The 23,681-nt window shown below is 73.1% G+C and carries 27 protein-coding genes; 16 read left to right on the top strand and 11 right to left on the bottom strand.

Annotated elements, in window-relative coordinates:
- Positions 1-4 precede the first annotated feature (4 nt).
- The 5 genes from ACLBYG_RS24560 (at position 5) to ACLBYG_RS24540 (ending at position 4,033) form a co-directional block, all read left to right on the top strand.
- On the top strand, positions 5-1,231 hold the full coding sequence (locus ACLBYG_RS24560) for a geranylgeranyl diphosphate reductase (RefSeq protein WP_447683197.1): 1,227 nt from the start codon (positions 5-7) through the stop codon (positions 1,229-1,231).
- Entirely contained in the window at positions 1,228-1,725 is a 498-nt protein-coding gene (locus tag ACLBYG_RS24555) for a TspO/MBR family protein (RefSeq protein WP_447683196.1), read from the top strand. Before ACLBYG_RS24560 ends, ACLBYG_RS24555 begins: the two co-directional genes overlap by 4 nt.
- On the top strand, positions 1,725-2,096 hold the full coding sequence (locus ACLBYG_RS24550) for a hypothetical protein (protein WP_020095241.1): 372 nt from the start codon (positions 1,725-1,727) through the stop codon (positions 2,094-2,096). The genes ACLBYG_RS24555 and ACLBYG_RS24550 overlap by 1 nt, the downstream gene beginning before the upstream one ends.
- Before the next feature lie 21 nt (positions 2,097-2,117).
- On the top strand, positions 2,118-3,734 hold the full coding sequence (locus ACLBYG_RS24545) for a cytochrome c (protein ID WP_091682500.1): 1,617 nt from the start codon (positions 2,118-2,120) through the stop codon (positions 3,732-3,734).
- A gap of 125 nt (positions 3,735-3,859) precedes the next feature.
- Positions 3,860-4,033 (top strand): YqaE/Pmp3 family membrane protein, encoded by a 174-nt coding sequence (locus ACLBYG_RS24540; protein ID WP_012318839.1) that lies wholly within the window; start codon positions 3,860-3,862, stop codon positions 4,031-4,033.
- A 4-nt stretch (positions 4,034-4,037) separates the two neighbouring features.
- On the opposite strand, the gene ACLBYG_RS24535 is transcribed toward ACLBYG_RS24540, so the two are convergent.
- Positions 4,038-5,555: a L,D-transpeptidase family protein gene (locus ACLBYG_RS24535; protein ID WP_447683195.1), complete on the bottom strand. Its 1,518-nt coding sequence runs from the start codon at positions 5,553-5,555 to the stop codon at positions 4,038-4,040.
- A 441-nt stretch (positions 5,556-5,996) separates the two neighbouring features.
- Between ACLBYG_RS24535 and ACLBYG_RS24530 the strand changes: the two genes are divergently transcribed.
- Positions 5,997-6,248, top strand: a complete 252-nt coding sequence (locus ACLBYG_RS24530) for a DUF1640 domain-containing protein (RefSeq protein WP_447683194.1) — start codon at positions 5,997-5,999, stop codon at positions 6,246-6,248.
- 57 nt (positions 6,249-6,305) lie between these two features.
- Here the strand turns inward: ACLBYG_RS24530 and ACLBYG_RS24525 are convergent, their stop codons facing one another.
- The 5 genes from ACLBYG_RS24525 to ACLBYG_RS24505 form a co-directional block, all read right to left on the bottom strand.
- Entirely contained in the window at positions 6,306-7,037 is a 732-nt protein-coding gene (locus ACLBYG_RS24525; protein ID WP_447683193.1) for a papain-like cysteine peptidase, read from the bottom strand.
- Complete coding sequence (locus tag ACLBYG_RS24520; protein ID WP_020095236.1) at positions 7,034-7,996, bottom strand: acetyl-CoA carboxylase carboxyltransferase subunit alpha; 963 nt, start codon at positions 7,994-7,996, stop codon at positions 7,034-7,036. The genes ACLBYG_RS24525 and ACLBYG_RS24520 overlap by 4 nt, the downstream gene beginning before the upstream one ends.
- A gap of 137 nt (positions 7,997-8,133) precedes the next feature.
- On the bottom strand, positions 8,134-9,342 hold the full coding sequence (locus tag ACLBYG_RS24515) for a DUF2252 family protein (protein ID WP_447683192.1): 1,209 nt from the start codon (positions 9,340-9,342) through the stop codon (positions 8,134-8,136).
- Positions 9,343-9,472: 130 nt separating this feature from the next.
- Positions 9,473-10,846, bottom strand: coding sequence for a PleD family two-component system response regulator (locus tag ACLBYG_RS24510; RefSeq protein WP_091682506.1), 1,374 nt, complete (start codon positions 10,844-10,846; stop codon positions 9,473-9,475).
- A gap of 170 nt (positions 10,847-11,016) precedes the next feature.
- Entirely contained in the window at positions 11,017-11,388 is a 372-nt protein-coding gene (locus tag ACLBYG_RS24505; protein WP_007560977.1) for a response regulator, read from the bottom strand.
- Between the two features lie 74 nt (positions 11,389-11,462).
- On the opposite strand from ACLBYG_RS24505, the gene ACLBYG_RS24500 reads away from it, so the two are divergent.
- On the top strand, positions 11,463-11,765 hold the full coding sequence (locus tag ACLBYG_RS24500) for a DUF3572 domain-containing protein (protein WP_307188484.1): 303 nt from the start codon (positions 11,463-11,465) through the stop codon (positions 11,763-11,765).
- A 9-nt stretch (positions 11,766-11,774) separates the two neighbouring features.
- Here ACLBYG_RS24500 and ACLBYG_RS24495 read toward each other — a convergent pair whose 3' ends face one another.
- Both ACLBYG_RS24495 and ACLBYG_RS24490 read right to left on the bottom strand, forming a co-directional pair.
- Positions 11,775-12,674, bottom strand: coding sequence for a cell envelope integrity EipB family protein (locus ACLBYG_RS24495; protein WP_091682508.1), 900 nt, complete (start codon positions 12,672-12,674; stop codon positions 11,775-11,777).
- A gap of 85 nt (positions 12,675-12,759) precedes the next feature.
- Entirely contained in the window at positions 12,760-14,664 is a 1,905-nt protein-coding gene (locus ACLBYG_RS24490; protein WP_447683191.1) for an ABC transporter ATP-binding protein, read from the bottom strand.
- A 392-nt stretch (positions 14,665-15,056) separates the two neighbouring features.
- Between ACLBYG_RS24490 and ACLBYG_RS24485 the strand changes: the two genes are divergently transcribed.
- The 3 genes from ACLBYG_RS24485 (at position 15,057) to ACLBYG_RS24475 (ending at position 16,056) form a co-directional block, all read left to right on the top strand.
- Positions 15,057-15,368, top strand: a complete 312-nt coding sequence (locus tag ACLBYG_RS24485; protein ID WP_020095230.1) for a helix-hairpin-helix domain-containing protein — start codon at positions 15,057-15,059, stop codon at positions 15,366-15,368.
- A 74-nt stretch (positions 15,369-15,442) separates the two neighbouring features.
- Positions 15,443-15,637, top strand: coding sequence for a type II toxin-antitoxin system HicA family toxin (locus tag ACLBYG_RS24480; protein WP_447683190.1), 195 nt, complete (start codon positions 15,443-15,445; stop codon positions 15,635-15,637).
- A 5-nt stretch (positions 15,638-15,642) separates the two neighbouring features.
- Positions 15,643-16,056, top strand: coding sequence for a type II toxin-antitoxin system HicB family antitoxin (locus tag ACLBYG_RS24475; protein ID WP_447683189.1), 414 nt, complete (start codon positions 15,643-15,645; stop codon positions 16,054-16,056).
- Positions 16,057-16,065: 9 nt separating this feature from the next.
- Here ACLBYG_RS24475 and trpB read toward each other — a convergent pair whose 3' ends face one another.
- A complete protein-coding gene (gene trpB, locus ACLBYG_RS24470; RefSeq protein ID WP_447683188.1) occupies positions 16,066-17,307 on the bottom strand; it encodes a tryptophan synthase subunit beta in 1,242 nt (413 codons plus the stop codon).
- Positions 17,308-17,449: 142 nt separating this feature from the next.
- On the opposite strand from trpB, the gene msrA reads away from it, so the two are divergent.
- Positions 17,450-18,178: a peptide-methionine (S)-S-oxide reductase MsrA gene (gene msrA, locus ACLBYG_RS24465; RefSeq protein WP_447683187.1), complete on the top strand. Its 729-nt coding sequence runs from the start codon at positions 17,450-17,452 to the stop codon at positions 18,176-18,178.
- Positions 18,179-18,324: 146 nt separating this feature from the next.
- On the opposite strand, the gene ACLBYG_RS24460 is transcribed toward msrA, so the two are convergent.
- Positions 18,325-19,284 carry a prephenate/arogenate dehydrogenase family protein gene (locus ACLBYG_RS24460; protein WP_447683186.1) on the bottom strand — a complete coding sequence of 320 codons (960 nt, stop codon included), beginning with the start codon at positions 19,282-19,284 and terminating at the stop codon, positions 18,325-18,327.
- Complete coding sequence (locus ACLBYG_RS24455) at positions 19,277-20,392, bottom strand: pyridoxal phosphate-dependent aminotransferase (RefSeq protein WP_447683185.1); 1,116 nt, start codon at positions 20,390-20,392, stop codon at positions 19,277-19,279. The genes ACLBYG_RS24460 and ACLBYG_RS24455 overlap by 8 nt, the downstream gene beginning before the upstream one ends.
- Positions 20,393-20,583: 191 nt before the next feature.
- On the opposite strand from ACLBYG_RS24455, the gene ACLBYG_RS24450 reads away from it, so the two are divergent.
- The 5 genes from ACLBYG_RS24450 (at position 20,584) to metW (ending at position 23,645) form a co-directional block, all read left to right on the top strand.
- Positions 20,584-20,877, top strand: a complete 294-nt coding sequence (locus ACLBYG_RS24450) for a hypothetical protein (RefSeq protein ID WP_056523934.1) — start codon at positions 20,584-20,586, stop codon at positions 20,875-20,877.
- A 170-nt stretch (positions 20,878-21,047) separates the two neighbouring features.
- On the top strand, positions 21,048-21,215 hold the full coding sequence (locus ACLBYG_RS24445) for a hypothetical protein (protein WP_020095222.1): 168 nt from the start codon (positions 21,048-21,050) through the stop codon (positions 21,213-21,215).
- Between the two features lie 133 nt (positions 21,216-21,348).
- On the top strand, positions 21,349-21,528 hold the full coding sequence (locus tag ACLBYG_RS24440; RefSeq protein ID WP_091682522.1) for a hypothetical protein: 180 nt from the start codon (positions 21,349-21,351) through the stop codon (positions 21,526-21,528).
- Positions 21,529-21,690: 162 nt separating this feature from the next.
- Positions 21,691-22,896 carry a homoserine O-acetyltransferase MetX gene (gene metX, locus ACLBYG_RS24435; protein WP_331292567.1) on the top strand — a complete coding sequence of 402 codons (1,206 nt, stop codon included), beginning with the start codon at positions 21,691-21,693 and terminating at the stop codon, positions 22,894-22,896.
- A 29-nt stretch (positions 22,897-22,925) separates the two neighbouring features.
- Positions 22,926-23,645, top strand: a complete 720-nt coding sequence (metW, locus tag ACLBYG_RS24430) for a methionine biosynthesis protein MetW (RefSeq protein ID WP_447683217.1) — start codon at positions 22,926-22,928, stop codon at positions 23,643-23,645.
- Positions 23,646-23,681 lie beyond the last annotated feature (36 nt).

Genomic DNA, 23,681 nt, shown 5'->3' with positions numbered 1-23,681 from the left:
GGCCATGGCTCGGTTGGACGATGGCGGCCCCGGCCGCGACAGCTACGACGTCGTCGTGGTCGGCGGCGGGCCGGCCGGCGCCACGGCGGCGACCGACCTCGCCCGGGCCGGCCACGCGGTGCTGCTCCTCGACAAGCCCGGCCGGATCAAGCCCTGCGGCGGCGCGATCCCGCCCCGGCTGATCCGGGACTTCGCGATCCCGGACGCGCTCCTGGTGGCGAAGATCCGGTCCGCCCGGATGGTGGCGCCGAGCGGCAAGGCCGTCGACATGCCGGTGGGCGAGGGCTTCGTCGGCATGGTCGACCGCGAGCACTTCGACCCGTGGCTGCGCGAGCGGGCCGCGGCGGCCGGCGCCGACCTGCGCGCGGCGGCCTACGACCGGATCACCCGGCCCGACGACGGGCCGCCGCTGGTCCACTTCACCACCGGCGCGGGGGCCGGCCTCGCCCGCCACGCCGTCCGGGCCCGCCTCGTCCTCGGCGCCGACGGCGCCTGCTCGCCGGTCGGCCGCGCGGAGGTGCCGGGCCACGCCAGGATGCGGCAGGTCTTCGCCTATCACGAGATCCTGCGGGTCCCGGAGGCCGGCGCCCCCGGGGCCGGGTCGGTCGACGCCACCCGCTGCGACGTCTACTACCACGGCCGCCACTCGCCGGACTTCTACAGCTGGATCTTCCCCCACGGGGACACGCTGAGCATCGGCACCGGCAGCGCGCGGAAGGGGTTCTCGCTGCGCTCCTCGATCCGGGCCCTGCGCGCCGCCACCGGCCTCGACCACGCCGAGACCGTCCGCCGCGAGGGGGCGCCGCTGCCGCTGAAGCCCCTGAAGCGCTGGGACAACGGCCGGGACGTGCTGCTCGCGGGCGACGCCGCGGGCGTCGTCGCGCCGGCCTCCGGCGAGGGGATCTACTACGCGATGCTCGGCGGCCGGCTGTCGGCCGAGGCCGCCACAGCTTTCCTGCGGACCGGGGACGCGCGCGCCCTCGCGGGCGCGCGGAAGCAGTTCATGAAGCTGCACGGGCGCGTGTTCTGGATCCTCGGGATGATGCAGTGGGTCTGGTACCGCAGCGACGGCCTGCGCGAGCGCTTCGTCTCGATCTGCCGGGACAAGGACGTCCAGCAGCTCACCTGGGACAGCTACATGAACAAGGAGCTGGTCCGCGCGAAGCCGGCCGCCCACGCGCGGATCTTCTTCAAGGACCTCGCGCACCTGTTCCGCTGGGTCTCGCCGTGAGCCTCGCCGCCGCCGATCTGGGACCGCCCGTGGTGGCGGCGGTCGCCGCCGTGCTGGTGGCCGTGGCCGGCGGCCTCGCGACCACGACGGACACGTGGTACCGGCGCCTGCGGGTCCCGGCCTGGAAGCCGCCGGACTGGGCCTTCGGGCCGGTCTGGGCGGTGATCTTCGCGCTCACCACCACGGCCGGCGTGCTGGCCTGGAACGGCGACGCCGACCCCGTCGCCCGGGGCGTCCTGCTGGCCGCCTACGCGGTGAACGGGGTGCTCAACATCGCCTGGAGCGTGCTGTTCTTCCGGTTCCGCCGGCCCGACTGGGCGCTGGCCGAGGTCGCGGTCCTGTGGCTGTCCATCGCCGTGCTGGTGCTGCTGACTGGCCGGGTCTCGGGCGCGGCGGGGCTCATGAACCTGCCCTACCTCGCCTGGGTCAGCGTCGCCGCCTGCCTGAACCTGCGGATCGTCCGCCTCAACGGGCCGTTCGCGGAGCCCGCCTGATGGGGGCGCTCCTCGACCCGGTCCTCGGCCCCGCCTTCGCGTCGGGCCGGATCGTCGACGGGATCCTGCTGCTCGTCGCCCTGGAGGCGCTCGCCCTCGCGTGGCTCGCCCGCCGGGGCGGCCCGCCGCTGCCGTCCCTGCTGGCCAACCTCGCCTCCGGCGCCGCGCTGATGCTGGCCCTGCGGGCGGCGCTCGTGGGGGCCGGCTGGGTCGCGGTCGCCGGGTGGATGCTCGCCGGGCTCGTCGCCCATCTCGCCGACCTCGGCCTGCGGGTCCGGGCGGCCACGGCACAACGCCGCAGCGCGGCGCCGGCCGGAACAACGCCCGCGACGGCCGCGTTCACGCGCGTCACAAGTTTCAAACAGCTCTAAAATCGGGATGGGAGACGCGGCATGCAGCGCACGAGAGCCCTCTCCTCCGGCCGCGCGGCCCCGACGCGGCTGGCCCCGATGCGGGCCGCCCCCTTCCTCGCCGGCCTGCTCCTGGCCGCGCCGGCGCTGGCGCAGGACGGGTCGGCCGACCAGATCGAGCGCGGCAAGTACCTCGTGACGATGGGCGACTGCGCGGCCTGCCACACGGCGCCGGGCGGCAAGTACCTCGCCGGCAACTACGCGCTGAACATGCCCTTCGGCGTGATCATGACCCCCAACCTCACCCCCGACAAGGAGACGGGCCTCGGCAACTGGAGCTACGCCGACTTCGATCAGGCGTTCCGGCACGGCTACAGCAAGAACGTCGGCTACCTGTACCCGGCCTTCCCGTTCGCGTGGTTCACCAAGGTCACCGACGAGGACACCAAGGCGATCTGGGCCTACCTCCAGTCGGTCCCGGCCGTGAACGAGAAGCGGAAGGAGAGCCAGATCCCGTTCCCGTTCAGCGTCCGCACGGCGCTGGTGACGTGGCGGACGGCCTTCTTCACCGAGGAGCGCTTCAAGCCCGACCCGAAGGCCAGCGCCGAGGTGAACCGCGGCGGCTACCTCGTGGAGGGGCTCGGCCACTGCGCCATGTGCCACAACGAGAACAAGCTCGTCGGCAACTCGAGCTTCGCGGGCCGGTTCGGCGGCGGCGTGATCGACGGCTGGTACGCCCCCAACATCACCCCGGACGGCCACCAGGGCATCGGCGCCTGGACCGACGAGCAGGTGGTGACCTACCTCAAGACCGGCACCGCCCCGGGCGACCGGCCGGGCGTCGCCGCCGGGCCGATGCGCCAGACCATCATGGAATCCCTCTCCAAGGTGAAGGAGGAGGACCTGAAGGCCATGGTGGCGTACCTGCGCACCGTGCCGGCCAAGCAGACCTACAAGCCGAAGGACCTCACGGCCTTCGACACGCCCGACGCGCCCGGCGCCTCCACCTACCTGACCTACTGCTCCTCCTGCCACCAGCCCGACGGCAAGGGCATCGAGGGCGCGGTCCCGGCGCTCGCCGGCAACACCTCGGTCCAGTCCGAGGGCCCCGAGACGGTGCTGCGGGTGATCTACGGCGGGCTCGGCGCCCAGAGCGGGCTCGCCCCGATGGTGGCGATCGGCCAGCAGATGACCGACGTCGAGGTGAAGAACGTCACCGACTACATCCGCAATTCCTGGGGCAACAAGGCGCCGGTCGTGACCGGCGAGAAGGCCTCGGAGGCGCGCGCCGCCACCAAGACCATGCTGGCCGGCACGGCGCCCTGCGCGGAGATCGAGCAGGACAAGCTCAAGGCCGCCTTCGACAAGATCGGGCTGCAGGCGAGCCTGAAGGGCCTGAAGCAGCAGGACTTCGTCCCGACCCTCGCCCGGCTGGTGCAGCAGGTGAAGGCGGAGCCGACCGGGGTCACCGACGACGACATCGTCAACGGCCTGACCACGGCCTTCTGCAAGGTCGGCCGCGACGACCCGCAATACGGCAACCCGAGCTGGCCCGCGGTGATCGGCACCTTCGCGAACGTCGCCTACAGCCAGGTGAAGCACCCGGAGAAGCAGGCCGCCAACGTCCCCTCCGCCACCACGCCGCCGGCGAAGAACTGAGGCGCCGCCCCCGCGGCCCCGGCCTGCCGGGGTCTTCGGGGCCGGTTCGGGGTCAGATCGGGCGGAACGGATAAAACCGTGTTTCGTTGGAGCCGGGACGTGCCGACCTCACGCCCGGAGTCCCCGTGTCCAGCCTCGTCCGAATCCTGCTCGCGATCTTCTTCCCGCCGATCGCCGTGCTCGTCACCACGGGCTTCGGCCTTCAGTTCCTGCTGAACATCCTGCTGTGGATCCTGGGCTGGCTGCCCGGCACGGTCCACGCCCTGTGGCTGATGAACCGCGACCGGCCGCTGGTCTGAGCCGTCAGGGCTTCCGGCCCTCGGGCTCGCCCTTCCGGAGGGCGGGCTTCTCCGCCTTCGCGTCGGCCTTCGACTCACCCTTGCCCTCGACCTTCGCGGTCTTCACCGCGTGGGCCCTGGCGGCCTTCGGCGCGACCGTCTCGGCGGCGTGGGCGACCTTCGCCGGCTCCGGCGCCGCTGCGGGCACGACCGCGGCGGCGACCGCCGGGGCCGCGGGCGCCGCCGGGGCCGGCTTGTCCTTGGCGAAGAGCTGGCCGAACAGCTTCTGGTAGCTGCTCGCATCGCCGTCCGCGTCCGCCACCGCGATGCGGGCGGGCTTGTCGGGCAGGGCCGCCGTGGCCTCGACCTGCGCGCCGGGATCGGCGCGGTTCGCCATGAGCGTCGTGGGCGTGGCGGGCGCCGCCGGCTCCCGCCCGTGCCCCTTGCCGCCGGCCTTCGCGGCGCGGGTCGCGGCCGCCGGCTCGGCGCCGGCCAGCATCGTGGGCTGGCCCTTCGGCGCGAGCTCGATCTCCTGCGGGCCGGCCGCCAGGGTCTCGGGCCGGCTCACGTCGCCGAGATTGTGCCGGCCGTACTCCTTGGCGTCGTAGGGCAGGACCGTCTCGGTGCCGCCGAGGCTCGCGAAGGCGCTGGCGTTCTGCGGGCGGAAGACCGGGTTCTGGCCGCCGTCCTGGTACACGACCCGCACCGCCGGCGTGCCCTTGGCGACGAGGTCGGCGACCGCGTGCGTGTCGCGCGCGCTCTTCTCCGCGACCAGCGGGTCGACCCGCGGCTTGCACGAGCCGGCGGCCGCGTCGGCCCCGCCGAACACGTACTTGGTCCCGCACTGGCCGAACTTCGGCTCCTCGTGCAGGGCCTCGAAATAGTCGAACCCCTCCTTGAGGTTCTGCCAGAAGGCGATGTTCGGGTCGTTGCGGAACTTGGCCATGTTCTCGGCCGTCATCCGGAACGGGTAGGACTGGAACTGGAAGCTGCGCTGGCCGCCGATGAACGCGTCGCGGGCGACGGCGTAGATCTCCGCGATGGTGGCGTCGGTCATGGCGAAGCAGCCCGCCGACGAGCAGGTGCCGTGCACCATCAGGTACTTGCCGGTGCGCCCGTTGGCCCGGTCGACGGCGTTCGGGAAGCCCGTGTCGAACGAGAGATAGTACGACGAGTTCGGGTTCATCAGGCCCGGGGTGATCGTGTAGAAGCCCTCGGGCGCCTGCCGGTCCCCTTCCCGGGTCTTCGGCCCGAGCTGGCCGGACCAGCGGCAGATCGGGTAGGTCTTCATGAGGGCGTAGCGGCCGTCGCTCCCCCGCTTCCAGATCTCCATCTCCGCCTCCTTCTTGAAGGTGCGGATCAGGATCGGGTCGGAGGGCTGCATCCCCTTGGACTGCATCAACGCGACGGTCTGGGGGGCGATCGGCGCGAGGCTGCGCGCGCTCGGGCCGTTGATCCCGGAACCGTCCTGGCAGGCGGCGAGCGACAGGGCCAGCAGGGACGCCGCCGCCAGCAGTCGCGCGGTCGCGAGACGCGCCGTCATGGGGAACCTCGATCGTCTTACGCGCGCCCGCGGGCCTTGCTGGCCGCGTCGGGTGCCACTCCCCAACCCAATAGGCTCGTTAAGCTTGCGCCTTCCTTACCGCAAGGACCCGGCTGCAACACTGGATTGTTCTCGGGTGTGGAGAGCCCGCGCATGCGCGCTATCCACAGCGCGCCGCGGCGGGGTCGCGGGACGGCGCCGTTCGAGCCGCAGGGCCGCGCGGCGATCCATGCTGTGCTCGTGCGCGGTCCCGCCCGCGGTCCGGCCTGCCGGCCCGGTGCGCGGACCGGTGGACTCCCTGGCGGAGCGGACGCGTGCGACCGCGCCGGGCGTCCAACTTTGAGCTGCTTGCCTCGGCGGGATGAAGGCGCCACGTTCGCGGAGGCTGCCATCCGGATTCGGCCGATCGACCCAGACGGCTCGAACACGCGAACGTCGCCCATGAGGGCCCTCTCGCTCGACACGCACGCCCTCGTCCGTCGCCTGCGGGCGACCGGCCTGTCCGAGGATCAGGCCGAGGCGATCACCGCGGCGATCCGCGAGAGTCGGGATTCCGATCTGACGAACCTCGTCACCAAGACCGATCTGGCCGAAGCGAAGTTCGACATCATGAAATGGGTGATCGGCTCGATCGGCTTCCAGACGATCGTCATCGTCGGCGCGATCGTTGCCCTGTCGCGCGCCGCGCATTGACGGCCGCCCCGGGAGCCGACCGGCCGCCGCCCCGCAACGTCGCCCCCGGGCGCCCGCTCAGGCGAACAGCGCCGGCCGCCGCGCCGCCTCGGCGCGGATGATCGCCACCAGCGCCGCGTCGTCGGCCGGGTCGGCGAGCCGCAGGCCGACCGGCTCCGAGGGCGTCTGCACGGTGAGCCAGCGCAGGGTGGGCCGGAGTTCGAGCGCCTCGACCACCGCCATGCGCGGGTGCCCGGTCTCGAGCTGCACGAAGGTCAGGTGGTTGCGGCTGGCGCGCTGCCCGAGCAGGTCGTCGATCGCCTCGACCACGTCGCGGGGCGTGTGCAGATGGGTCATCATCCAGAGGCGGTTGTCGGTGCCCGGCGTGTCGAGGGCCCGGCGCAGCCGGCGCACGCCCTCGGTGAGGAAGGCGTAGTCCGCCTCGCTCGTCGCCGGGTCGTGGTGGTTGAACACGCACTCGAGGCCGTGCCGCTCCCGGTAGAGGCGGTGGCGCCCCCGCCAGATGCCGGGGCCGCGCCGCTCGGCCTCCGGGATGCTCTCCAGCTGGCCCCGGTCGACGAGCGCCGCGAAGTCGTCGGCGAGGCAGTCCCGGGCCATGCCGGGCATGGAGAAGATCCAGTCGAGGGGCCCCGACCACTGGCGCAGGTCGAGCGTCTTGAGGACGTGCGCCATCTGGCAATTGCAGCCCAGGGAGACGTGGTTGTGCCGGCCCGGCTCCCGCGCGTCGCGCCGGCCGAGCAGCCGGCCGAGCGCGCCGAACAGCCCCCCCGTCGCCCCGGGCTCGCTCACAGGGTCCGGCCGATCGCCAGGAACTTCTCGGCGCGCCGGTCGCGGACCTCGACGGGCGAGAGGCCGTCGAATTGCGCCAGGGCGTCGGCGATGGCGTCGCCCGCGGCCCGGATCGCCGCCTCGCGGTCGCGGTGCGCCCCGCCGGTGGCCTCCGGGATGATCGCGTCGATGACGCCGAGCCGCAGCAGGTCCTGGGCGGTGATCTTCATGGCGGTCGCGGCGTCCGACGCGCGGCCCTGGTCGCGCCACAGGATCGAGGCGGCGCCCTCCGGCGAGATCACCCCGTAGATCGCGTGCTCCAGCATCAGCACCCGGTTGGCGGTGGCGAGCGCGATCGCGCCGCCCGAGCCGCCCTCCCCGATCACCACGGCGACGTTGGGCACGCCGAGCGCGAGGCAGGCCTCGGTCGAGCGGGCGATGGCCTCGGCCTGGCCGCGCTCCTCCGCCTCGATGCCCGGATAGGCGCCGGCGGTGTCCACGAAGGCGAGGACCGGCAGACCGAACCGGTCGGCGGTCTCCATGAGCCGGACCGCCTTGCGGTAGCCCTCGGGCCGGGCCATCCCGAAATTATGGCGCAGCCGCGCCTCGGTCGTGGCGCCCTTCTCCTGGCCGAGCACCAGGACCGGCCGGCCGCGGAACCGGCCGAACCCGCCCAGGATCGCCTCGTCCTCGCCGAAGCTGCGGTCGCCGGCCAGCGGGGTGAACTCGGTGATCAGCCCGTCGCGATAGTCCACGAAGTGCGGCCGCTGCGGGTGGCGGGCCACCTGGGTCTTCTGCCAGGGGGTCAGATTCGCGTAGATCTCGGCGAGCGCCTGGCCGGCCTTGGCCTCGAGCCGGCCGACCTCCTCGGCGATGGAGACCGCGCCGTCGCGCGCGCTCACGGCGCGCAGCTCCTCGAGCTTGGCCTCCAGCTCGGCCACCGGCTTCTCGAAGTCGAGGTAGGTGCGCGTCACCGCCATCGTATCACAGGTCTTCCCGGGGTCCGCCGCGCGAGAGGCGGCGGGCGCGAGGTGTTGGCGATGGCGGGGATGGTGTCAACCGGCGGCGTGGCGGAAGCGCCCCGGGTCCGGACCGGTCCGGGCCGCGTCAGGCCGCGTCAGGCCGCGTCCAGCGCCTCCCGGGCGATCCGGCGGCAATGCTCCAGGTAGCCGCGCTGGTGCGCGCCCATCAGGTCGGTGACCACCGACCAGAGCCAGCCGGGGGCGTCGGGGCCCGGGCCCGGCGCCCGCACGGCGTCGATCCAGGCCCGGCGGTCGGCCGCGCCCATCTGGCGGCCGTGGGCCCGGCCCAGGATGGCGGCGAGGTGCCGGGAGACGCGGACCGCCTCGCCGCGGGAGAACTGCTCGGCGTCGATCTTGAGATCCTGCGGCAGCAGCTCGCGGACCGTGACGGGCGTGCCGCCGATGTGGCCGGCGACCATCCGGTCGCCGAGGTTGGGCGACAGCGCCCGCGCCCCCGCGACGACCCGCGCGGCGTGGTCGGGCGGCACCGCGATCCCGGCGGCGGCCGGCGCCAGGTGCGGCACCGCCTCCTTGACGTCGAGGAGGGCGAGCTGCGGGCGGTCGCCGCCCAGCACCTCCACCAGGGCGGCGTAGCGCAGGCGCCCGAGGGAGCTGCAGCCCTTGATCCAGTAGGCGGCGTCGAGCAGCCGGATCTCGGCGTCGTCGGCCGCGCTGCCGAGCGCCAGGACGAGGCGGCGGATCTCCGGATCGCGGATCAGCGCCGTCAGCGCGTCCTGCTCGTCGGCGTCGAGGTCGAAGAACCGGCTGCCCCGCGGGAGCCGGGCGGCCTTGCCCTTCAGGCGCTCGCGCGAGAGGTGGCGCCAGCGCCGGCCGAGCGCCCGCCGCTTCGTCGTGACGACGATCTCGGACGGGTCGACGCCCCGCTCGGCCCCCTCGGGATCGGCGATCCCGTCGGCGTAGCCGTCCGCCATGGCGTCCATCATCCGGGCGGTGACGATGCCCGGCAGGGTCGCGTTGAGCGCCGCGGTGACCAGGGAGAGCGCGAGCCGGACGAGGTCGAAGGCCGGGTTCGCCACCACGGTCTGGTCGAGGTCGCGGATCTGGATGTCGATCCCGCCGTCCGGGCCGGCGAGCGCGCCGAGATTGCCGAGATGCGCGTCGCCGCAGATCCAGACGGGCGGCCCCTCGGGCAGGGTGCCGGCCGGCATCCCGGCGAGCAGCTCGTAGAACCGCGCCGTGCTGCCGCGGACGTAGGCGTGCGGCGAGGACGCGATCTTGCACAGGCGGCGGTGGTTCAGCACGCTCGCGTCGCGGCCGGTTCGTGCCGGTACCTGCATGTCCATGGGTTCGGTCCCGCGCGCCGCTCCGCCGGCCTCGACGGGCCGGCCGAATCCGATAACACGGCGAGGCCGGCCTTTTCATCCGCGCGCGCGGGCGCGCGTATTGACGCGGGGACGCCTGTCAGGCCGCCGGTCAGGCCGCCTGCGACTCGACCCGGTTCCGGCCCGCCGCCTTGGCCCGGTAGAGGGCGAGGTCGGCCCGGCGGAGCATGTCGGCGGGGCCGAGATCCTCGCCGCGGCGCACGGCGACGCCGATCGAGACCGTCACCGACACGGTCCGGGTCGCCCCCTGCACGGTGAACGGCACCGCCTCGACGCGCTCGCGGATGCGCTCGGCGATGCCCTGCGCCTCGACGAGGCCCGCCTCCGGCAGGATCACCACCACCTCCTCGCCGCCGTAGCGCGCCACGATGTCGATCGGCCGCGTGTGCTGGCGGACCCGCTCGGCGAAGCCGCGCAGCACCTCGTCGCCGGCCTCGTGGCCGAAGCTGTCGTTGATCCCCTTGAAGTGGTCGATGTCGAGGATCAGCGCGGCGAGGCTCGCCCGGCGGGCGGCCTCGTCGCCGAACAGGGTACCGAGATGGCTGTCGAGGTAGCGCCGGTTGTGCAGGCCGGTGAGCGCGTCGGTCACGGCCATCTGCAGGGAGGCCTGCATCGCCCCCCGGAGCGCGTCGGTGAAGCGCTTGCGCTTCACCTGGGTGCGGACCCGGGCCATCAGCTCGTTGCGGTCGACCGGCCGCATCAGGAAGTCGTGCACGCCGAAATCGAGCCCGCGGACCACCCGGGCGCGGTCGTACTCCTCGGCGAGCATGATCAGCGGCATCGCCCGGGTCCGGTCGAGGGACCGGAGCTGGCTGCACAGGCGCAGGCCGTCGAAGCCGGTGAGGTCGAGGCTCACGAGGGCGAGGTCGAAGGACTCCTCGGCGGCGAGGCGCAGGGCCTCCTGCGGGTCGGGCTCGACCGTGACCACGTGGTGCTGGCGCAGGGCCCCGGCGAGGCGCTCGGCCGAGCCGGGCCGGTCCTCGATCAGCAGGATCCGGGCGTCGAGGCCGGTCTCGGCGGTGGCGAGCGCCAGGGGATCGCCGATCCCGAACTCCCGGGAGGCGAGCGCGCGCTGGCGCAGCTCGTCCGTCACGGCCTTGAGCCGCACGAGGCTGCGCACCCGGGTGAACAGGGCGGTGTCGTCCACCGGCTTGGTCAGGAAGTCGTCGGCCCCGGCGTCGAGGCCGCGCAGGCGGTCCGCGGGCTGGTCGAGGGCCGTGACCATCACCACCGGGATGTGGGCCGTGAGCGGGTTGTTCTTGAGGTGCCGGCAGACCTCGAACCCGTCCATGCCGGGCATCATCACGTCGAGCAGGACGAGGTCGCAGAGGCCCTTCTCGCAGATCGCGATCGCGTCCCGGCCGTTCATGGCCGCGAGCGTGTCGAAATATTCCAGGCCGAGCTTCGTCTCCAGAAGCCTGACGTTCGGGAACAGATCGTCGACGATCAGGACACGGGCCGACATGGTTCCTCGTGCGGGCGCGGGTGAGCGGCCCGGACCGGGCGCCGTGTGCCGTGGGGGCGCGCCGCCGGCCGGCCGCCGGGGCCGGGGCGGACACGACGGGACGGACGGTTGAACCGGTCACCCGGCCCGGCGCGGCCGGGGGTCCGGTTCAACGGCACGCCTCGCCGGCGTCAACGCGGTTCAAGATAGGCCCGAACCGTTGCCAAAAACTTCGCGACCGAGATCGGCTTCGACAGGTAGGCCTCGCAGCCGCCCTCGCGGATCCGCTCCTCGTCGCCCTTCATGGCGAAGGCCGTGATGGCGATCACCGGGATGCTCTTGAGGTCGTCGTCCTCCTTGAGCCACTTCGTCACCTCGAGGCCGGAGACCTCGGGGAGCTGGATGTCCATGAGGATCAGGTCGGGGTGATGGGCGCGCGCCAGCTCGATCGCCTCGATGCCGTGGGCGGTCTTGAGCGTCGCGTAGCCGTTCGCCTCCAGGAGATCGTTGAACAGCTTCATGTTCAACTCGTTGTCCTCGACGATCAGCACCGTCTTCTTCATGATCCGTTGTCCCGGTGCGCGCCGATCATGATTAGCGGGCCGTGAAGCCCCTCCGTCACCTTTGTAGCGTTCACATGTTGATGAATGGCAAACCTCTTCAAGGGCATGAGTCGGCCGAACGGCTCGCCCTGGACGTTCTGTTGTGGATCGCTGGGGACGACGACCGTCTCCTGCCCTTCCTGGCGGCGAGCGGCCTGAGCCCCGACACGCTCCGCGCGAGCGCCCGGGAGCCGGCCTTCCTGGTCGGCGTCCTCGACCACGTGATGGGCGACGAGAACGTGCTGGTCGCCTGCGCGAACGGCCTCGGGATCAAGCCGGAGCGGATCGCCGCGGCCTGGCAGGCGCTCTCGCCGCGGCCGGACGACGCATGGGCGTGAGGCGGGGCCTCAGGGCGTGCAGCCCTTGCCCGCCTCCCTGTCGGCCCGCCCCGCCTTGGCGTCGATGTCGAGGGCGGTCATGTCGCCCAGGATGGCGAAGTCGCCGTAATCGAGCTTGAGCGCGCCGCTGACGCCGTTCTCGTAGAGGTCGAAGCCGAGGGTGTAGATCGGCGTCCGCTCCCCGGCGCCCTCGGTGTAGTAGCTGAGGCGGACCGGCCAGCGCGGCATGGTGGCCAGCGACCCGTCGCGCAGGGGCTTGTCGCGGGTCGAGCCGGAGGCCGGGGCCGGGCCGGTCGCGGCGTGGCCGATCACCGCGAAGGTGTCGTAGACCTTCCGGCCGTCGTCCGAGCCGTCGAAGACCTTGACCGCGAGGGTCGACTGGCCGGCCCGCGCCGCCTCGATCAGGCGGCGCATGTGCTCGCTCGGGAACAGGACTGGCCCCTCCACGGTGAACGGCTTGGGGCCGCCCTTCAGCTTCACCGTCAGGGCGTCGCCCTGCTCGGAGGCGGTCCCGTCCACGGGGGCGGCGGGCTTGTTGTTGGTGAGCGTCGTCGTCTTGAACCGGAACTCGCGCCCCTGCCCGCCCTCGAAGGTGGTGCTGCGCATGTCGGACAGGCGCGCGCCGGTCTCGCCGGAGGACAGCTCCGTCACCTGGCGGGTCTGCATCGTGTAGCCGCGGCAGGCGTCGCCCCGGAAGTCGATGACGATGCGCCCGCGGGCGCTCTCCACCGAGCGGGTGCCGCCGCCCTCGGCCAGCGACAGGTCGTAGACCGCGCGGTGGTTGGCGAGCACGATCTCGGGCGCCGGCGGCTTGGCCTCCGGTTCGGGCGCGGCGGGCGGGGCCGCGCGGGCGGGCCCGGCGCAGACGAGAAGACCGGCCGTCAGCAGTGGGAAGAGGCGCAGGCGCATGGACAACCCCGGTTCGGTCCGCCGCAGATAGCAGGCTCAGGGAATCGGGCAATGCTTGGGCCGCCCCGGCGACGCGCCGGCCGCCCTACCGGTAGCCCTCGGCCTGGAGGGCGAACAGCTCGGCGTAGCGGCCGCCCCGCGCCATGAGGGCGGCGTGGCTGCCCTCCTCCAGGACCCGGCCGCCCTCCAGGACGAGGATGCGGTCGGCCATGCGCACGGTGGAGAAGCGGTGCGAGATCAGCACCGTCGTCCGCCCGGCCGACAGTTCCCGGAACCGGGCGAAGACGTCGTGCTCGGCCCGGGCGTCGAGGGCGGCGGTCGGCTCGTCCAGGATCAGGATCTCGGCCTCGCGCATGTAGGCCCGGGACAGCGCGACCTTCTGCCACTCGCCCCCGGAGAGGTCGAGGCCGCCGGCGAAGCGCTTGCCCAGCGGCTGGGCGTAGCCCTCGGGCAGGCGCTCGATCACCGGGGCCGCGAGCCCCCTCGCCGCCGCGGCCGCGATGCGGTCCGCGTCGTCGGCGGCCGCGATCCGGCCGACCGCGACGTTCTCCCCGGCGGTGAGGTCGAAGCGGACGAAGTCCTGGAAGATCGCCCCGATCCGCGCCCGCAGGTCGTCGAGGTCGTAGGCGGCCAGCGGCACGCCGTCGAGGAGCACGCGGCCCTCGTGCGGGTCGTACAGCCGGGTCATCAGCTTGACGATCGTGGTCTTGCCGGCGCCGTTGCCGCCGACCAGCGCCACCGTCTCCCCGGCCCGGACGGCGAAGGAGAGGTCGCGCAGCGCCCAGACCTGCGTGCCCGGGTAGCGGTAGCCGACCCCCTCGAAGACCAGCCCCGCGCGGATCGGGCTCGGCACCGGCGCGGGCCGCGCGGGCGAGCGGATCTGCGGCCGGATCGCGAAGAAGGCGTAGAAGTCCTCGAGGTACTGCGCCTGGCCGGTGATCTGGGTCAGCCCGAGGAGCAGCCCCTCCAGGCCGCCGCGCAGCCGCTGGAACGCGCCGGCCAGGAAGGCGAGGTCGCCCACCGAGAAGGCGCCCGCCACCGTCCGCCAGACGATCACCGCGTAGGCGGCGTAGTAGGCGAGCGTCCCGAGGCTCGCGAAGGCGAAGCCCCAGCCGGCCCGGGCGACCGCGAGGCCGCGGTTCTCGGCGAGCAGCCGCCCCGCCACCGCGGCGTAGAGCCCGGTGACGTAGCCCGCGAGGCCGAAGAGCTTGATCTCCTTGGCGGTCTCGACGCTGGCGCCGAGGTAGCGCAGGTAGTCGATCCGCCGCCGCTCGGGGCTGCGGATCCAGGCGAGGCGGTAGCCGGCCTTGGTGAAGTGCCACTCGTTGAGCACCGCCGGGACCAGGGCGGCGGCGATCAGCACGACGAGCCAGGGCGTGAAGGCCGCGACCCCGACCGCCAGGGTCGCGAGGGTCAGGAGGCCCTGCAGCTGGCCGAACACCGTGCCGATGAGGCCGGTGCGGCCGCTGACCTGCCGGCGGGCCCGCTCCAGCCGGTCCTGCTGGGCGCTGTCCTCGAACTGGGCGAGGTCGAGCTCGGCGGCGTGCGCCATCAGCCGCAGGGAGGCCGCGTTGGCGTAGAGGTCGCCGATCAGGGTCTCGACGAGGCTCGAGAGCCGGCCGGTCAGGTCCGAGAGCAGGGCGAGGCCGAACTCGGCGGCGACGAGGCCGGCGAGCCGCGCCCGGCCGGGATCGGCGAGCCACGAAGCGAGCCCCGCCTCCGGCGCCGGCCGGGCGTGCTCGGCCACGATCCCGTCGAGGATCAGCTTGGCGAGGTAGAGGGTCAGGACCGGCAGGCAGGCCGCCACGAGGCGCAGCGACAGGCTCGCCGCCAGTAGGCGCGGGCTCGCGGCGGCGATCTCCCGGAACAGGGTCGGCAGGTAGCGCAGGGCGCCGACGCGCGCGCCCAGGCGATCGCCCAGGCGCTTGCCGAGTCGCTCGCCGAGTCGCCGACGCAGTCCCGCCCCCGGCCGCGGTACGGGCCCGCTCATACCCTGGGGATGACCCGCCGGGTTTGGAGCGTGGATTGGACGACGCGCAAGGACAGCATTAACTGTAGATGCATATAGTTTTAATCCTCGTCGAGTGGTGCGTGCTCAGCGGTCCTGCAATTCTCAGAGTTTCGGTTCTCCTCATCATTGCCGGCATCCTCGCGGCGGTGGTGCAGGCCCTGCTGCCGAGCCCCGCACCCGGACCGGCGATTCCGCCCGCGTCCGCTCCGGAAACACCGGCGGCCCCCCAGCCCTCGGCGACGGTCCGGCGCGTCGAGCCGCCTCCCGCGGCTCCTGCGGCGCCGCCCGCCCCGGCCGCTCCGTCCGCCCCGCCAGCGGCGGCGGTCGAGCCTGCCCCCGCCCCGTCCGGCGGCGCTCCGGCGCCGACGCAGATGCCCTCCGACGCGACGGCCTTCCCCGCCGAGCCGCTCCCGCGGGAGGCGCAGCCCGATCCGTCGGCGCAGGAGGCGGCCGGTCAGGCCGAGGTCGACCGGGCGGAGGACAGCGCCGGTCCCCGGGCCCTGGCCATCCTCGATCTCAACACCGCCTCGGTGGCGGATCTCAATCACCTGCGCGGCGGCGGCGCCATCGGCCGGGCGATCGTCGCCAAGCGGCCCTACACGTCGGTGGAGCAACTGCTGTCGAAGCGCGTGCTCAGCCGGTCGGTCTACGAGAAGATCAAGGATCAGGTGACTGTGCGGTGAGGCTAGCTCCGGTCGATGGACCGCTGGCTTTCCAGGGAGTGTGCCAATAAATACACACTCCGCCGGAGGCTGCGATGCCGCGGGTCGAAACCGATCGCAAGACTACCGTGAACCGCCTCCGTCAGGAGGGGTGGATCGGCGAAGGCGGCGCCAAGCACGAGAAGTTCGCGCACCCTGACCGACCGGGAATCAAGATCATGGTGCCGCATCACCGCGTGCTCTCGCCGGGTGTCGCACGCAACATCGGCGCAGCGGCGGGCTGGATCTGAGGAGGATGCGGATGTCCCGCTATACGGTGTTGATCGATGGGGCGGCCGGCGCTTACGGCGTCGCGGTGCCTGATTGCCCCGGTTGCACCGCGATGGGTGCGACCATCGATGAGGCGATGGCGAACGCCACCGCCGCCCTCAGCGAGTGGATGGGGGATCGCATCGCGGCGGGCCTCGCGCCACCGGCTCCGCGCGCGCCCGACGCGGTCCGGGCTGACCCGGCGCTGGCCGAGGCTCTGGAAGAGGCGACGCTCGGCCTCGTTCCCCTTCTCCTCGACTCCGGCCGGCCGGTGCGGGTCAACGTCTCGCTGGATGCCGCGGCCCTCGCCGAGATCGATTCCGCGGCGCGGGCGCGGGGCCTCACCCGGTCGGCCTTCCTCGTCTCGGCCGCGCGGGACAAGATCCAGGCCGAAGGTTGAGCCGCGTCCTCACAGCTTCGTGCCGAAGATCTCGGCCACCTGCGGGATGTCCTTGTCGCCGCGGCCCGACATGTTGAGCACCATGAGGTGCTCGGCCGGGCGCTGCGGCGCGAGCTCCAGGATCTTGGACAGGGCGTGGGCCGGCTCCAGGGCCGGGATGATCCCCTCCAGCATCGAGCAGAGCTTGAACGCCTCCAGCGTCTCGGAATCGGTCGCCGACAGGTAGGTGACCCGGCCCATCTCGTGCAGCCACGCGTGCTCGGGGCCGATGCCCGGATAGTCGAGGCCCGCCGAGATCGAGTGGGCGTCGGCGATCTGGCCGTCCCCGTCCATCAGCAGGTAGGTGCGGTTGCCGTGCAGCACGCCCGGCTTGCCGCCGGTCAGCGAGGCCGCGTGCAGGCCCGACTGGACGCCGTGGCCCGCGGCCTCGACGCCGAAGATCTCGACCTCGCGGTCGTCGAGGAACGGGTGGAACAGCCCCATGGCGTTCGAGCCGCCGCCGATGCAGGCGACGAGCGAGTCCGGGATCCGGCCCTCCTGGGCGATCATCTGCTCGCGGGTCTCGCGGCCGATCACCGACTGGAAGTCGCGGACCATGGCCGGGTACGGGTGCGGGCCCGCCACCGTGCCGATGCAGTAGAACGTGTCGGCGACGTTGGTGACCCAGTCGCGCAGCGCCTCGTTCATGGCGTCCTTGAGGGTCTTGGTGCCGGATTCCACCGGGATCACCTCGGCGCCGAGCATCTTCATGCGGAAGACGTTGGGCGCCTGCCGGGCGACGTCGACCGCGCCCATGTAGACGACGCACTTGAGGCCGAAGCGCGCGCAGAGCGTCGCGGTGGCGACGCCGTGCTGGCCGGCGCCGGTCTCGGCGATGATCCGCGGCTTGCCCATGCGGCGGGCCAGCAGGATCTGGCCCAGCACGTTGTTCACCTTGTGGGAGCCGGTATGGTTCAGCTCCTCGCGCTTGAAATAGACCTTGGCGCCCTGCCCCGCCGGCGCCTTGGCGCGCAGGTGCTCGGTGAGGCGCTCGGCGTAGTAGAGCGGGCTCGGCCGGCCGATATAGTGGGTGCCGTAGCTCTCCATCTCGGCCTGGAAGGTCGGGTCCTGCTTGGCCGCGTCGTAGGCCGCCTCCAGCTCGAGGATCAGCGGCATCAGCGTCTCGGCGACGAAGCGGCCGCCGAAGATGCCGAAGCGGCCGCGCTCGTCGGGGCCGGTGCGGAAGGAGTTGGGCTCGGGGGCGATGGTCACGGGACGGATCCTGCGCGCGCGTGTCGATCTGTTGCCGGGTGCCTAGACCCATGTCGCCGTCACCGCAATGCGGCCAGCCGCGCGCGTAACCGGATCGGGCGCCGGCGCGAACGGGCTGTCAGCATCCGGCAGGAGGTTGACCATGGCCCTTCGCGACACGTTCCGCACCCTCTCCCGCCCGGTCCTCGGGGCGGGGCTCGGGCTCGGGCTCGCGGGCGCCGTCCTGCTCCCCCGGCTCCCGGCCTTCGCCGAGGAGGCGCCCCGGCGCCTGCCGGAGGCCGTGACCCGCTCCGCCGAGCCACCGGGGCCGCGCGTGGCCGTCTTCGCCGGCGGCTGCTTCTGGGGCGTGCAGGGGGTGTTCCAGCACGTGCGCGGGGTGAGCGGCGCGGTGTCGGGCTACGCCGGCGGCACCCGCGCGGAGGCCGATTACCGCACCGTGAGCGGCGGCGGGACCGGCCATGCCGAGGCCGTGTCGGTCACCTACGACCCGTCGGTCATCCGCTACGACGAGCTGCTGCGGATCTTCTTCTCGGTGGCCCTCGACCCGACCCAGGTGGATCGCCAGGGACCCGATGCCGGGCGCCAGTACCGCTCGGCCCTGTTCCCGCAGGACGCCGACCAGGCGCGGGTGGCCGGGGCCTACATCGCCCAGCTCGACGCGGCCCAGGCCTACGTGCGGCCGGTCGCCACCCGGATCGAGCCGGGCGCCGCGTTCTACCCGGCGGAAGGCTACCACCAGGACTTCATGGCCCTGCACCCCGGCCACCCGTACATCGCCGCCAACGATGCGCCGAAGCTCGAGGCCCTGAAGCAGCTGTTCCCGGAGCGGACGGCCGCGCAGCCGGTGCTGGTCAACCGCCCGCCAGCTTGAGCGCTCCCCGTCATCGCGAGCGCAGCGAAGCGACCCAGGGCAGCGCGACATCCCCCACAGCGTAGAGCCCCCTGGATTGCTTCGCTGCGCTCGCAAAGACGGCGCTGAGGGACCTAGTCCGTGTGAGGGTCGGTCCGCCGCCTTCCCTATTCTTCCGGCGGACGCGGCCGGCCGAAATCCGGTGCCGCGGTCTCCTGGCCCTGCGCCACGATGCTGCGCCGGATCGCCCGGGTGCGGGTGAACATCGCGTGGAGCGCGTCGCCGTCGCCCCAGCGCACCGCCTTGGCGAGCGCCGACAGGTCCTCGTTGAACCGGCCGAGCATCTCCAGCACCGCCTCGCGGTTGTTGAGGAAGATGTCCCGCCACATGGTCGGGTCCGACGCCGCGATGCGGGTGAAGTCGCGGAACCCGCTCGCCGAGAACTTGATCACCTCGGACTGCGTCGCCGCCTCGAGGTCGGCCGCGGTGCCCACGATGTTGTAGGCGATCAGGTGCGGCAGGTGGCTGGTGATGGCGAGCACGTGGTCGTGGTGCTCGGCGCTCATCGTCTCGACGTCGGCGCCCATCCCCGCCCACAGGGCGCGGACGGTCTCGATCGCCGCCGGATCGGTGCCCTCGGGCGGGGTCAGGATGCACCAGCGGCCCTGGAACAGGGTCGCGAAGCCCGCGTCCGGCCCCGAGAACTCGGTCCCGGCGATCGGGTGCCCGGGGACCAGCGCGACGCCCTCGGGCAGGTGCGGCCGGACCGCCGCCACCACGGCGCCCTTCACCGAGCCGACATCCGACACGATCGCGCCGGGCTTGAGATGCGGCGCCATCTCGGCCGCCGCCGCCCCGATCGCGCCCACCGGCACGCACAGGATGGCGAGGTCGGTGCCGGCGGCGCCCTCCGCCGGGTCGCCCGTGACGACGTCGGCGATGCCGAGCTCGCGCACCCGGGCGCGCACGGCCGCGTCGCGGTCCACCGCCACGATGGTCCGGGCGAGGCCGTAGCGGCGCGCCGCCCGGGCGATCGAGGAGCCGATCAGCCCGAGGCCGACGATGGCGAGGCGGCCGATAGCGGGCGCCTCGGTCCCGGGCGCCCCGGCCACGGACGTCTCAGCCATGCCGGCCCCGCACGAACTCGCCGAGCGCGGCCAGGAAGGCTTCGTTCGCCTCGGCCCCGGCGACCGTCACCCGCAGGGCGTTGGGCAGGCCGTAGGCGGTGACCCGCCGGGTGATGAGGCCGCGCTCGGTCAGGAACGCGTCCGCGTCCTCCGCCGAGCGGCCCGGCGCGTCGGGGAAGTGGATCAGCAGGAAGTTCGCGACGCTCGGCGTGACCTCCAGGCCGAGCGCGCGGGCGCCCTCGGTGAGCTTCGGCAGCCACTCGGCATTGTGGGCGGCGGCGGCGGCCATGTGCGCCTCGTCGGCGATGGCGGCCGAGCCCGCGGCGATCGCCGGGCCCGAGACGTTGAACGGGCCCCGGATCCGGTTGACCGCGTCCGCCACGTGCGCCGGCGCGACCATCCAGCCGATCCGCACGGAGGCGAGGCCGTGGATCTTCGAGAAGGTGCGGGTCATCACGACGTTCTCGGCCTCGAGGGCCAGCTCGAGCCCGGCCGAGTAGTCGTTCGCGCGGACGTACTCGGCGTAGGCGCCATCGATCACCAGCAGCACGTGCGGCGGCAGGCCGGCGTGGAGGCGGCGGATCTCGTCGAAGGGCAGGTAGGTGCCGGTCGGGTTGTTGGGGTTCGTGACGTAGACGATCCGGGTCCGGTCGGTGACCCGGGCCAGGATCGCGTCGACGTCGACGGTGAGGTCGCGCTCGGGCGCGACCACGGGCTCGCCGCCCGAGGCCAGGATGGCGATCCGGTAGACGAGGAATCCGTGCTCCGAGTAGATCCCCTCGGTGCCCGGCCCGCCATACGCGTAGGCCAGCAGCGACAGGAGCTCGTCCGAGCCCGCGCCGCAGACGATCCGCTCGGGATCGAGCCCGTAGCGCCGGGCGATGGCGGTGCGCAGGACGGTCGCGCGCCCGTCCGGGTAGGTCTCGAGCTTGGCGGTCGCCGCGTGGAGGGCGGCCAGCGCCGCCGGGCTCGGGCCGAGGGGCGTCTCGTTGGAGGACAGCTTGTAGACCTTGCCGCCCCCGGGCCGCCCGCTCTTGCCGGGCACGTAGGTGTCGATCGCCAGGACGCCGGGACGTGGTTCCGGACGGGCGGGTCGGGGGGCGGACATAGCGGTGCGACTCGGGATGCGCGGGGTTCGGTCGGTTCCGCGCCCGTCTACAGCATTTCCTCGGCCGGTGAACCCGGGGCCGCGCCCGGAGGGGCCGGCCCGACCGTGCCGGGGCGACTTGTCCGGCCCCACGGAGTCGTGCCTGTATGCCGGCGCTCCGCCGACAGGCGCCCAACACGAAGGATCCCTGCATGCCCCTCGAACGCTACCTGGACGGCGGCGCCCACATCCTCCCCGCCGACGACTCGCTGATCCGCTTCGCCATGACGAACGGCCAGCGGGTGATCGCGGTCGAGGTCCCGGTTCCCGTGCTGCGCCAGCAGTTCGGCGGCGCCGACCTCGCCCCCCTGGAGCTGTTCGCCCGCAATCAGGCGGTGATCGAGGCCGCGGCGAGCCAGGCCTACGACCGCACCGAGACCCCCAACGACCTCCTCGATCTGGGCCCGGAGGATTTCGACACCCGGCCGGCCTCGGCCAGGACCTGATCGGCGGGACTTCATCGGCAGACTTCAACCAGCGCGATCCATCCGGGGCGCCGCGGCAAATCGGCGACGCGCAAATGCCGCGGGGCACTCGCCACGTTTCGGCCTGTTGAACCGGGAGAACAGGGGCGCGTCGGGCGTGCCCCGACCCGCAACCCCTGGATGGATCGACGATGCCCGGTGACCTGATCCCCTGCAGCCTCTTCCTGATCGGGATCCTCGTTTCGGTCGCCGCGGATTGCCGCCTGCGGCGCGCCGAGGCGGCGCCCTGGGCCAACGGCTGCATCACGGCCGCCGGCGCCGCCCTGGTCTTCGCGGCCTGCGCGGCCGCCATGCGCTGAAGCGCCGGCTGAGGCGCCGGCTGAGGCGTCGGCGAGGAACCGTCAGACACCGGACGGACTTTCCCAGCGGCAACCGGGGGCGCGCCGAGACGCGCGGCGCCCCCGGTCGCGCGGCTGTCCGGGCGAGGTTCCCATGGTTTCGATGCAGGCCCTGATCGGCTGCGGTCTCGTGCTCACCGGCATGCTGATCGAGAGCGCGGCGAGCCGGCACTGGCGGGCGGGCGTCCGTGCGGACCGTCTGGATGCCCGGGCCGCCCTCGCGCTCGGCCTGCCCGCCCTGGGGCTCGCCGTGATGGCCGCCCCGATCGCGTGAGCGACCCGGCCGGGCCTGACCGTCCGGCCCGCCCGCGTTGACGCTCGGCCCCCCGCGCATTACCTCGGCGGGGCTGGCCGCGTCGGGCGAGTGCGGCGCGTCAGGCGATCCCGTGCTCTCCCGGTTCGGATCCGAACCGATACACGGTCGTCAAGACCCGCCATGGACACCCAAACGGACACGGCCCTGCGGCCCGACCCGATCGACGAGCCGGCCCGGCGCGCGTCCGAGCGCTCGCAGGCGCTCGACCCGCGGAGCCCGGTGGCGCGCTTCGCCGCCGACACGCCCCTGCTCACCGACGCGGGCGTCGAGCTCGCGCCCTTCCAGATCGCCTACCAGACCGCCGGCACGCTCAATGCCGCGCGCTCGAACGCGGTCCTGATCTGCCACGCGCTCACCGGCGACCAGTACTTCGCCCACACCCACCCGGTGACCGGCAAGCCCGGCTGGTGGGAGACGCTGGTCGGCCCCGGCAAGCCGATCGACACGGACCGCTACTTCGTCGTCTGCTCGAACGTCATCGGCTCGTGCATGGGCTCCACCGGCCCGGCCTCGATCGACCCGGCGACGGGGCGGCCCTACGGGCTGAACTTCCCGCTGGTGACGATCCGCGACATGGTCCGGGCCCAACTGATGCTGCTGGAGCATCTCGGCATCCGGGACCTGTTCCTGTGCATCGGCGGCTCGATGGGCGGGATGCAGGTGCTGCAATGGGCGGCGCTCTATCCCGAGCGCGTCTTCGCCGCGATGCCGATCGCCACCGGCGCCCGCCACTCGGCGCAGAACATCGCCTTCCACGAGGTCGGCCGACAGGCGATCATGGCCGACCCCGCCTGGGCGGACGGGCGCTACCTCGAGGCCGGCACCCGGCCCGCCAAGGGGCTCGGCGTCGCCCGGATGGGCGCGCACATCACCTACCTGTCCGAGCCGGCGCTGCACCGGAAGTTCGGCCGGCGCTTCCAGGGCGGCACGGCGCCGACCTTCTCGTTCAACGCCGATTTCCAGATCGAGAGCTACCTGCGCCACCAGGGCCTGAGCTTCGTCGAGCGGTTCGACGCCAACGCCTACCTCTACCTGACCCGGGCGATGGACTATTTCGACCTCGCGGAGGACCACGGCGGCGTGCTCGCCAACGCCTTCCGAGGCACCAAGACCCGCTTCTGCGTGATCTCGTTCACCTCGGACTGGCTGTTCCCGACCCGCGACTCCCGGGCAATCGTCCACGCGCTCAACGCCGCCGCGGCGCCGGTGGCCTTCGTGGAGGTCGAGAGCGACAAGGGCCACGACGCCTTCCTGCTCGACGAGCCGGCGATGTTCTCCGCGGCCCGCGGCTTCATCGACGCCGCCGCCCGGGCGCGCGGGCTGTGACGCGGATGGCGAGCGGCGGGCCCGGCAAGATGACCTTCGGCAAGCTGCCCCTGGGCAAGATCGCCTCGGGCAAGGTCCGCCACGGCGCCCCCTGGGAGGGCGCGGACGCCCTGCCCCACGCGGCCGAGGGCGGCGGCGCCCGCGTCGACCACCTCGTCGTGCTCGGCCTCGTCCCGGCCGGCGCCCGGGTGCTCGACATCGGCTGCGGCGACGGCTCGCTGCTGGCGCTGCTGCGCGACCGCCGTGGCATCGACGGGCGCGGGATCGAGCTGTCCCGCGAGGGCGTGAACGCCTGCCTCGCCCGGGGCCTGTCGGTGATCCAGGGCGACGCCGACACCGACCTCGCCAACTACCCGGACGGCGCCTTCGACGTCGTGGTCCTGTCCCAGACCATCCAGGCGACCCGCAATCCCCGGGTGGTGCTGGAGCACCTGCTGCGCATCGGCCGGCAGGTGATCATCTCGTTCCCGAATTTCGGGCACTGGCGGGTGCGCTCCGAGCTGGCCTTCCGCGGGCGGATGCCGGTCACCGAGATCATGCCGGACGCGTGGTGGGAGACCCCCAACATCCACCACTGCACGATCCGCGACTTCGTCGGCCTGTGCCGCCTGATCGGCGCGCGGATCGAGCACGCCACGGCGCTGGACGCCCGCGGCCGGCCGATGCGGTTCTCCATGCCCTGGTGGGTCTGGAACCTGTTCGGCGCGCAGGGCGTGTTCCTGCTCCGGCGCGAGGATGCCGGGCCCTAGAACCGCTCCCGAGCAAGGCGAGGCGGTGGCGCGTCG

Source organism: Methylobacterium sp. D53M, from assembly GCF_053345625.1.
This window is presented reverse-complemented; position numbering and strand designations above follow the sequence as displayed.